Below are 8716 nucleotides of genomic sequence, written 5' to 3'. Positions count from 1 at the left end.
AGAATAGCAGCCTAAATGAACCCCTGATCCATCTTAAACCGGCTGCAAATTGGTCGAAAATCTAGGACCACCTCTCAGGAAGGCGCTAGGTGAGCCGCGACTAGACGCGTTTCAAGAAAAATGATCCACTTTGTAACCAAAGAGCTTTTTGACCTTTTTGCTGAGCAGGCTGGCCTGCAGCAGACGCGAGCTACTCAGCACTTTGTCCGCAATGACGGTCACCCAATTTAGGTACGGACCCTGGTCATCATGATCACGAGCCCAATTCTTGGGCGACATCTACTCGTGCCATGCCCCACTTGAGAAATGCACACTGGGGATGCTTAGGCGTCCCAGCAGTTTCAATCGGGCCGAGCTCGCGCCTAAAAGTAGCTACGCACCAAACTGCCAGCAATCAAACTCCATCCATCCGCGATTACGAAAAAAGCCAACTTGAATGGCAGCGAGACAATCGCAGGCGGAACCATCATCATGCCCATGCTCATCAGAACAGCTGCCGCGACCAGATCGATGATCAGAAACGGAAGGAAAATTAAAAACCCGATCTGAAATGCACGCGATATCTCGGATAGTAAGAAGCTTGGAATCAGAACGGATAGAGGCGCGTCTGGCTCAAGTAGAATACCTTGCGTATCAGGGCGCAAATCCGACATGGCAGCAAAGGTGTCAGAGTCAAGCCGAGCGGCCATGAACTCACGGAATGGTTCTAGTGTGCGTACAAAGGCAACGCCGGGATCAATTTGCTCGTTGACCAGAGGGTTTAGCCCGTTCGTCCATGCCTCTGAAAACACCGGTTCCATAATGAAATACGTCAAAAAAAGTGCGAGGCTAACGATCAACATGTTGGGAGGTGACTGTTGCAGCCCGATCGCCTGGCGAAGGATGGACAGCACCGTCACTAAAAACGGGAAGCAAGTGATCATGATTGCAAGGCCAGGAGCGAGGCTTAAAACCGTGATCAGCGCAATCAACTGCAATGTTCTCGCACTTAAGGAGGTATCGTCTCCAAGCGAGATGGCGATGTCTTGAGCCCCCAAAACCGTTGGAAGACTCAATAAGAGTGCGACCGCTAACGCGCGCGTCAGCATATGCTTACACGCCTGCGCCAAGATCGAGTATCTCTGTCAGCCGTACAACCAACTGACCTTGGTCGCTGCCTTCTGCTTCCTCGAGTGTTCCTCGGGCAATGAGCTTATCGCCGACGAACAGGTCGACTGGGTCGTCGATTCGTTTATCCAGCGTGAGAACAGCATTGGAGCCGAGCATCACCAAGTCACGCACAAGCGGCCGAGCTTGCCCAACAGACACAGTGATTTCAATCGGGACCGCCGTGAATGGATTATGCGCATCAGATGCGAGCGCTTTTTTTGAAGGCATATCAGCCATCTTTCACCTCGTTCGCTTGGTTTTCGAAAAAGGATGTGACTGCTGCTGAAATCTCTGCAACGGCTCGATCCAAGTGAAGCTCTGCTTCGTTGCGATCCAACCGCAAAACCACTTGGGTCGGCGCAAGCAGCTCGTCCGTTATCAGCACGAAAGGTTTAGGTGGATCATCATCAAGGGCGGTACGCACCGCAGCTTCGCTCTCTGGTGCGACCACAATTTCAATATCTCGATCAAGGTTTTTCCGTGTCAACGCCGCCATCTTTTCGCGCACATGCGCTCCAAGGCTCGCATTCGCGATTTGAGGCAAAACAACGTCGACAACTTGACCAATGATCGTCTCTACAGAAGCGTTCAGCGTCGCACGCAACTCATGATACTCAAAGGATGCGTTCTGCAGACTGTTGGCCAAGCCGCTCGACACAAAAGAAAGTGTTTCAGTTTGGGCTGCAACCGCGTCGTCCCAACCTGCCTGATACCCGTTTTCAAAAGATTCGAGTTTCTGATCCTCAATATCTTCAACAGGCATCCTTGACGAAAAACGTTCCTGGGCTTTAGCGTCTCCGAAGTCTTCAAACAGATGAGACGCAGTCATTATGCGCGCTCCTCTTCAAGCCAACTCCTGAGTATCTCAACCGTTTCTTCCTGACGTTCACCGATCATGGACCGCAGGCGATCAACCGGATCTACCGTGAGCCGTTCAACTATTTCACCGGACTGTGCGTGATCAAGTGAGGGCAAATCTGGTAACATATCAGGACTTGGGTGGACAGCAATGTCACCTGAAGTTACTTTATCGAAAGATGCCGGGGCCGCCAATATCGGAGTGTCTGCAGCACCTGCAGGCAACGAAGGCGGCAAACCCTCTGGAGGCAAATGTGGCCGTGACAATACGGGCCTGACGACAAATAAGCCAAGTATCAATGTCACAATAGCCAAGATCGTCATCTGGATCGCTGACATGACATCGACGTGGAACCGGTCGAAAACTGATGTTTCGACGACTGTACCTTGGGGCGCAACCGACTGCAGTTCCATTGCCTTGATTGTAATGACGTCGCCGCGACCCTCGTCAAATCCTACGGCAGAAGCGACCAGTTCGCGCAATGCGCTTAACTCGTCCTCGGATCGCTGTGTTGTTTGAGTACTGCTATCCTCTTCAGCGACTGCTTGGTTCACAAGCACAGCGACGGTGACTCGCCGGATCGCGCCGGCGGCTTTGACAATAGCACGCTCCGTTTCAGAAACCTCATAGTTGATGCGTTCGCGAGTTTCCGAGTTCTGTGAAGAAGCACTGTCGCCCCCAGCCCCTTCCCCATCCGGCAGATTGGACGCTACGGTCACATCCCCGCCACCGGCCTCGTTTGATGTGCTTGAGCGCTCTTCGGTGTCGGTGCTTATCACCACTCGTTCTTGCGGATCAAACCGGCGTTCGCGAAACTCTTCAGTCTCCGTAACGGTTTCCACACTGACTTCAACCACAGCGTTTCCTGGGCCGACCCGTGCTTCGAGCAAGCGTTCCACGCGTTCACGGAGCATCTTTTCCTTGTCTTCTGAACCTGCGACAGGGGCTGAATCGTCGCCCGTACCAATCAATGCTCCATTGGCATCGATCACGGCGACATCGTCCGCCGACAACCCGGCGACGGCGGATGCGACCAGAAACCGTATTGCTTTGGCTTGCGGCACTGTGAGTTGTGCACCATTTGGCGTGATGGCTACGGAAGCGGTGGGCGTGACGCTGCGCTGAAACGGGTTGGACCCAGTTGACGCAATGTGAACACGCGCCATCGCCACATGGGGGCTTGCGACTATAGTGCGGGCCAGCTCTCCCTCCTTAGCGCGCCAGTAGGCGGCATCAAACATTTGCGAGGTGGTCCCGAAGCCAGACAAGCTATCAAGTAACTCATAACCACGACTGTTGTTTGCCGGTAGGCCCTCACTTGCCAGAGTAAGACGAAGTTGATCGCGATCCTGCGCATCAACAAAGATGGACCCACCGCGCACCTCGAACGGGATACCGCGCTGTTCAAGCGATCTGACCACGTCGCCTGCGGCACCGTTTTCAAGACCCGCATACAACAGTGTCATTGTAGGCGCCGTCACAATTTTCGACATAGCGAGGATTGCGAGAAACATAGCAACTGTCGCTGCGACGACAGTGATCTGACGCTTGATATCCAGGCCCATCCAGACATTCAGTAACTGCTGCACAATTTTCTCCGTCATGTCGCGCGTTCTGCTCGACTTTGTGACAGCAATGACTGAACAGCCTTAACAATCGGTTAGTTGATCTGTGACAAATCTTGCTTCGACAGTATTTAAGCAGGATCCAGATGACAGACGCCGCAATCGAAACAGCCGAAGAGGCTAAGAGTCCTTCGAAAATGCCTTTGATTCTGGGCGTTGTGGCACTGCTACTGGGCGCAGGCGGCGGTTTCTTAACAGCGTTTTCGGGCCTGATTCTAACACCCGAATCAAATGCGCCACCCGCATCTGACCAGATCACTCCAGCAGATCTGCCTGACGTCTCGTTTGTCCCAGTTGAGCCTATGGTAATTTCGCTGGCACCGAACTCACACAGCCGGCACTTGCGATTTAGAGCGCAACTCGAAGTACCATCGCAGTATTCATCCGACGTCGAAGCACTCCTTCCACGTGTCGTCGATGTCTTGAACGGTTATCTACGGGCACTTGAAATCAAGGATATCGAAAGTCCGGCAGCACTAACCAGATTGCGTGGTCAAATGCTTCGACGCGTGCAGATTGTGACCGGACCAGGGCGGGTTAACGACCTGCTAATCATGGAATTCGTCTTAAGTTGATGGTGAATAAATGGACCTTGTAGCTGATATCTTTTTGGTCGCCGGCGCTTTGGGCGCTGGGTTTTACTGTTTTGTTCTGGGACGTCGGCTCAAGCGGTTCAATAGCCTAGAAAAGGGCGTTGGCGGTGCAGTCGCCGTCCTTTCTTCACAAGTCGAAGATTTGACCAAGACATTGGAGGCAGCACAAAAAACCGCTGCAGAATCCGCTGAGGCTCTAAGCGATACTACGCAGCGTGCCGCAGAAATTGCTCGTAGGCTCGAATTGCAGATGGCCGCACTACATGACGTGCCAGGAACGCAGAAACCTGAGGCGGTACCACCTGCTCCGCCCGAACTGAACGAGACGAGCGAACCAATTTTCACACGTCGAACTGCGGGAGGTAGAAAATGAAAGCCAAAGGGAAATCTTTTTTCTCCAATCGTGGTTCAATCGCATTCTTGGTCGCATTGCTTGCCGGATCGGCTGTGATACGTGTCGGCATCAGTGCCAATTCCGCGCTGGCCGAGGTGGATTTAGCCGGTGGCTTTTCTCTCCCATTAAGCGCAAATCCCGAAAAACCAGAACCTAACTTCGGACACAAACCGGACGTCAAACCGCTGCTCGATGCATTGCTGGCACGTGAAAATAAAGTGAGTGAGCGCGAAGGTGAACTTGCTGCACGCTCCAAAGCGCTAGATGTCGCACAACTGGAAATCGAGCGACGCCTTACCGCATTGGAAGGTGCCGAACAGCGGTTGAGACAAACCTTATCCATCGCACAAACTGCTGCAGAAGACGATCTATCAAAGCTGACTATGGTTTATGAAAACATGAAGCCAAAAGATGCTTCCGCACTGTTTGAGGCAATGGAACCTGCCTTTGCTGCAGGGTTTCTCGGTCGCATGCGACCCGAGGCTGCCGCAAAAATCATGGCTGGGCTGAAGCCGCAGTCTGCTTACTCCATTAGTGCAATCCTCGCCGGGCGGAACGCACGCGCCCCCAAAAACTGACACTACGTGAGGCTTTATTAACCGCTGTCTGCAATTCTGCGGTCGAACGGATTGAGGGAATTGTAACGTGATCGGGATTATCGGCATAGTAACCATTTTCGTGATGGTGTTTGGCGGTTACTTGGCCGCCGGTGGGAAGATGGGGATTATTCTCAAGTCTTTGCCGTTCGAGATGACAATGATTCTTGGCGCCGCAGTGGGCGCGTTTCTCATTAGCAATTCAATGGCCGAAATCAAACACACAGTCAAAGATCTTGGAAAAGTGTTCAAGGGCCCAAAATGGGCACACGAGGACTACAAGGATTTGCTTTGTCTACTGTTCGAACTGATCAGACTTGCCCGCCAAAACCCGGTCGCAATCGAAGAACACATCGAAGATCCAGAGAGTTCCCCAATCTTCTCCCGTTACCCCAAGATAGTGGCGGATCGGGAAGCGACGGCGCTCATATGCGATACGATGCGCTCAGCATCAATGAACTATGATGACCCCCACCAGGTCGAAGAAGTCCTTGAAAAGCGTATGGAGACAAATATGCACCATGCGCTTCATTCCAGCCACGCTTTGCAAACAGTCGCGGATGGTCTGCCGGCCCTCGGAATTGTTGCGGCTGTTCTTGGGGTAATCAAAACAATGGCGTCAATTGACCAACCGCCGGAAATCCTTGGTAAACTCATCGGCGGGGCACTTGTTGGTACATTCCTGGGTGTTTTCCTCGCATATGGTCTGGTCGGCCCCTTTGCAGCAAAGGTGAAAGCGGTTGTCGAAGAAGATGGTCATTTCTACCAACTGATCCGCGAGGTACTCGTGGCCAATTTGCACAACCACGCAACCAACATCTGTATTGAGGTCGGGCGCCAAAACACGCCGTCACATTGCCGCCCCTCATTTTCCGATTTGGAAGAAGCTCTGAAATCTGTAAAACAGAACGCAGCATGATTTTAACCTTTAGACTATTTGTAGCGTTTATGTTGATGGCGGGAGTTGTACACGGTGCGGAAATTCCTGTTCGCTCAGGCGCACATGAAAATTTTGTAAGAATTGTTCTTGATATTCCAAAAAGCAAGAAATGGACCCTCGACCAAAATACCTCTGGTACTACCGTTACGATGGAAAACCATGGTGATGGTTTTGACACGTCTCGCGTATTTAACCGTATTGATCGAACCTACGTTAGCGCGATTACCGCTAATTCCACGTCTCTAAGCGTCAAATATGGATGTAAATGTAACGCAAACATTTTTCAGTCCGGAACAATGCTAGTTATTGATATCAGCGAACTCACCAACGATTCAATTGAAAATCAACCGAGAATTGAGCGATCCGCTTTGCAATCTTTAGGTTCGACACGACTACAATTTACATACAAAAAACCCAAAGAAGAGCCACTGGCTAGCGACCTGCATTCCATCTTAGATACTACTGTATCCGAACAGCCATCATCCCTCTTGGCCGGAGAAGCATCTCAGCACACTGAAGTGTACAGTTTGCAAAAAGCCCAGGAAAAGCTCGCTAACAGAATAGGCTTTGCCGCAACAATAGGCGTTCTACGCCCGAGCAGCTTGCATACAACCATTCCGTTGCAACCACAACGTACTCAAATCGACACAAGCATCTTCGATTCATCTTTGCCTTCGACTGAAGAAGCGGAGCAAACTGAGCCGTTAAGTGGCAACTTGCGCATAACGACTAGCGGTGATGTACCAGGCATCACATCGGAAAACAAAAATGCATCCACAATACTCGGTATCCGTTGTATCGATCCCAAAGATGTACGTCTCCAAGATTGGGGGACTGCAACCGACTTTGCGGCTTCCATAGCAATGCTGCGGCGCGAGTTGTTTTCCGAGTTCGACAAAATGAACAGTACGAATGCCATCGAGTTGGCACGCATATACCTCTACTTCGGCTTCGGCGCCGAAGCAAAACAAGTGTTGTTGATGATGGACGATTTGACGCCCGCGAACAAGGCGTTAATCGATATTGCCGACGTCATGGAGTTTGGATATGCATTGACTGAGAACTATCTAGAGAACTTCGTTGACTGCGACTCGGATGTTGCACTTTGGGCAATTCTTTCAGCACAGCATTTGGAGCCATCCGCATCAATCAACAGCGATGCCGCAATACGTACTCTAAGCGGCCTACCGATTCATTTGCGTAGTTTCCTCGCACCAGCTCTTAGCAAAAAGCTACTTGCTTACGGCGATAAGGGCGCTGCGGCCGCAGCACTGCGCGGACTGGAACGCACAGCAGAACCATTAATCGGTGCGGCGGAGCTGGCCAGAGCAGATATCGATTTAGCCCAAGGTGAAGTTACGGCGGCGCAAAGCAGGCTGGGAGAGATTGTTGCGTCAAATGACCAGCAATCTGCCGAAGCCCTAATTCGATATGTGGACACTCACCTAGATGCCGGACTTGAAATTAAAGAAGATGTTGCAACACTGGTTAAGGCATACGCAGTCGAAATGCGCGGTGATCCCCTTGGAAAAGAGTTGCGACGCACGCACGTTCTGGCATTAGCAAAATCCGATCAGTTTGATAAAGCGTTCGCCGCGTTGAAGTACATCCAACCCAGTGACGGTATTTCAGAAACAGATGCGCTTCATTCGGCTCTAATTTCTCTTCTAGCCGAAGATGCAGACGACACTACATTTTTGGAACACGCCTTCATTGTAATGATTGAGAAGCCAGATAGCATATCCGCAGAAGCAACCGAGGCACTCGCTCAACGTCTAACAGACCTAGGTTTTTTTGGGGAGGCCGAAGAACTGATGTCTACAAGGCTAGACATTCCAAACACGCAGAAAAATAGAATATTGCGCGCACGTATTGCTTTGGGAATGTCTCAGCCACATGAAGCAATTGCGTATTTAGCCAATACAACGGGTAATTTTACAAATAATTTACGGGCACAGGCAAGTGCCGAAGCCGGAGATCATAACATTGCGCATGACCTATTCCTAGAATTGGACGACGACTATGGGCGCAGGCAATCCGCATGGCTTTCGCGAAACTGGCAATCGTTACTCGACCCAAGTGAACCGGTACTTGGACCAGTAGCATTGGTTGCTTCAACTACGTTGGAAAGCTCACCCGACCCGATTGACATGTTGCAGCGTACAAATGGCGCATTGGAAGAGAGTAAGAAAGCGCGCGAAGTGATAAAAAAACTGTTAGCCGCAAACCGTTTTGTAGACACCCAAGCAGATTGACACGTTGGGCTAGGCTTGGTTACCAGAAATAAACGAAGACTGCGCTAGCATGGCTAGTATCACTGAAGTGATTGGGGCAAGCTATGACTCAAACGACAGCACCGCTATATTCGAAAAAAAATAAATCACCTGAGATTTTCGGTCAATTTGAAATCGAGGAACTTGGAAACCCTTCGTTAGCCGTTGGATATTGGAAAGAAATCGATCCACTTGGATTGAGAGCTTCGAATAATCCTGCAAATGCAAGCCTAAACTCAATTCAACTCGCAAAGATGGTCGTCGAGTTAAGGCTCCAAGAATAATGT

Annotated in this window: 10 protein-coding genes; 6 read left to right on the top strand and 4 right to left on the bottom strand. The window is 50.9% G+C overall.

Annotated features, from left to right (window positions below):
* Positions 1 to 362: 362 nt before the first annotated feature.
* The 4 genes from fliP to fliF are packed head-to-tail and all read right to left on the bottom strand — an operon-like array spanning position 363 to position 3612.
* Positions 363 to 1088 (bottom strand): flagellar type III secretion system pore protein FliP, encoded by a 726-nt coding sequence (fliP, locus tag Q1A75_RS10165; protein WP_299592095.1) that lies wholly within the window; start codon positions 1086 to 1088, stop codon positions 363 to 365.
* 4 nt (positions 1089 to 1092) lie between these two features.
* Positions 1093 to 1386, bottom strand: a complete 294-nt coding sequence (locus Q1A75_RS10160) for a FliM/FliN family flagellar motor C-terminal domain-containing protein (protein ID WP_299592097.1) — start codon at positions 1384 to 1386, stop codon at positions 1093 to 1095.
* Positions 1379 to 1978 carry a hypothetical protein gene (locus tag Q1A75_RS10155; RefSeq protein ID WP_299592099.1) on the bottom strand — a complete coding sequence of 200 codons (600 nt, stop codon included), beginning with the start codon at positions 1976 to 1978 and terminating at the stop codon, positions 1379 to 1381. The genes Q1A75_RS10160 and Q1A75_RS10155 overlap by 8 nt, the downstream gene beginning before the upstream one ends.
* On the bottom strand, positions 1978 to 3612 hold the full coding sequence (gene fliF, locus Q1A75_RS10150) for a flagellar basal-body MS-ring/collar protein FliF (RefSeq protein ID WP_299592101.1): 1635 nt from the start codon (positions 3610 to 3612) through the stop codon (positions 1978 to 1980). The genes Q1A75_RS10155 and fliF overlap by 1 nt, the downstream gene beginning before the upstream one ends.
* Before the next feature lie 107 nt (positions 3613 to 3719).
* On the opposite strand from fliF, the gene Q1A75_RS10145 reads away from it, so the two are divergent.
* From Q1A75_RS10145 to Q1A75_RS10120, 6 genes are all read left to right on the top strand, one after another.
* Positions 3720 to 4208: a flagellar basal body-associated FliL family protein gene (locus Q1A75_RS10145; protein WP_299592103.1), complete on the top strand. Its 489-nt coding sequence runs from the start codon at positions 3720 to 3722 to the stop codon at positions 4206 to 4208.
* A gap of 10 nt (positions 4209 to 4218) precedes the next feature.
* On the top strand, positions 4219 to 4599 hold the full coding sequence (locus Q1A75_RS10140; protein WP_299592105.1) for a hypothetical protein: 381 nt from the start codon (positions 4219 to 4221) through the stop codon (positions 4597 to 4599).
* Entirely contained in the window at positions 4596 to 5198 is a 603-nt protein-coding gene (locus Q1A75_RS10135) for a hypothetical protein (RefSeq protein ID WP_299592107.1), read from the top strand. Before Q1A75_RS10140 ends, Q1A75_RS10135 begins: the two co-directional genes overlap by 4 nt.
* 67 nt (positions 5199 to 5265) lie before the next feature.
* Entirely contained in the window at positions 5266 to 6135 is an 870-nt protein-coding gene (motA, locus tag Q1A75_RS10130; RefSeq protein ID WP_299592109.1) for a flagellar motor stator protein MotA, read from the top strand.
* Positions 6132 to 8411, top strand: a complete 2280-nt coding sequence (locus Q1A75_RS10125; RefSeq protein ID WP_299592111.1) for a hypothetical protein — start codon at positions 6132 to 6134, stop codon at positions 8409 to 8411. Before motA ends, Q1A75_RS10125 begins: the two co-directional genes overlap by 4 nt.
* 83 nt (positions 8412 to 8494) lie before the next feature.
* The gene (locus Q1A75_RS10120) at positions 8495 to 8713 is read left to right on the top strand and encodes a hypothetical protein (RefSeq protein ID WP_299592112.1); all 219 of its coding nucleotides are present in this window, start codon (positions 8495 to 8497) and stop codon (positions 8711 to 8713) included.
* Positions 8714 to 8716 lie beyond the last annotated feature (3 nt).

The sequence above is a fragment of the uncultured Tateyamaria sp. genome, assembly GCF_947504105.1.
In the GTDB taxonomy this organism is placed as follows: Bacteria; Pseudomonadota; Alphaproteobacteria; order Rhodobacterales; family Rhodobacteraceae; genus Tateyamaria.
This window is presented reverse-complemented; position numbering and strand designations above follow the sequence as displayed.

What these genes read in the sequence shown, in the direction of transcription:
- fliP (WP_299592095.1), bottom strand. Translation starts at nt 1,088, where the DNA reads ATGCTGACGCGCGCGTTAGCGGTCGCACTCTTATTGAGTCTTCCAACG.
- Q1A75_RS10135 (WP_299592107.1), top strand. Translation starts at nt 4,596, where the DNA reads ATGAAAGCCAAAGGGAAATCTTTTTTCTCCAATCGTGGTTCAATCGCA.
- Q1A75_RS10160 (WP_299592097.1), bottom strand. Translation starts at nt 1,386, where the DNA reads ATGGCTGATATGCCTTCAAAAAAAGCGCTCGCATCTGATGCGCATAAT.
- Q1A75_RS10120 (WP_299592112.1), top strand. Translation starts at nt 8,495, where the DNA reads ATGACTCAAACGACAGCACCGCTATATTCGAAAAAAAATAAATCACCT.
- Q1A75_RS10155 (WP_299592099.1), bottom strand. Translation starts at nt 1,978, where the DNA reads ATGACTGCGTCTCATCTGTTTGAAGACTTCGGAGACGCTAAAGCCCAG.
- fliF (WP_299592101.1), bottom strand. Translation starts at nt 3,612, where the DNA reads ATGACGGAGAAAATTGTGCAGCAGTTACTGAATGTCTGGATGGGCCTG.
- Q1A75_RS10125 (WP_299592111.1), top strand. Translation starts at nt 6,132, where the DNA reads ATGATTTTAACCTTTAGACTATTTGTAGCGTTTATGTTGATGGCGGGA.
- Q1A75_RS10140 (WP_299592105.1), top strand. Translation starts at nt 4,219, where the DNA reads ATGGACCTTGTAGCTGATATCTTTTTGGTCGCCGGCGCTTTGGGCGCT.
- Q1A75_RS10145 (WP_299592103.1), top strand. Translation starts at nt 3,720, where the DNA reads ATGACAGACGCCGCAATCGAAACAGCCGAAGAGGCTAAGAGTCCTTCG.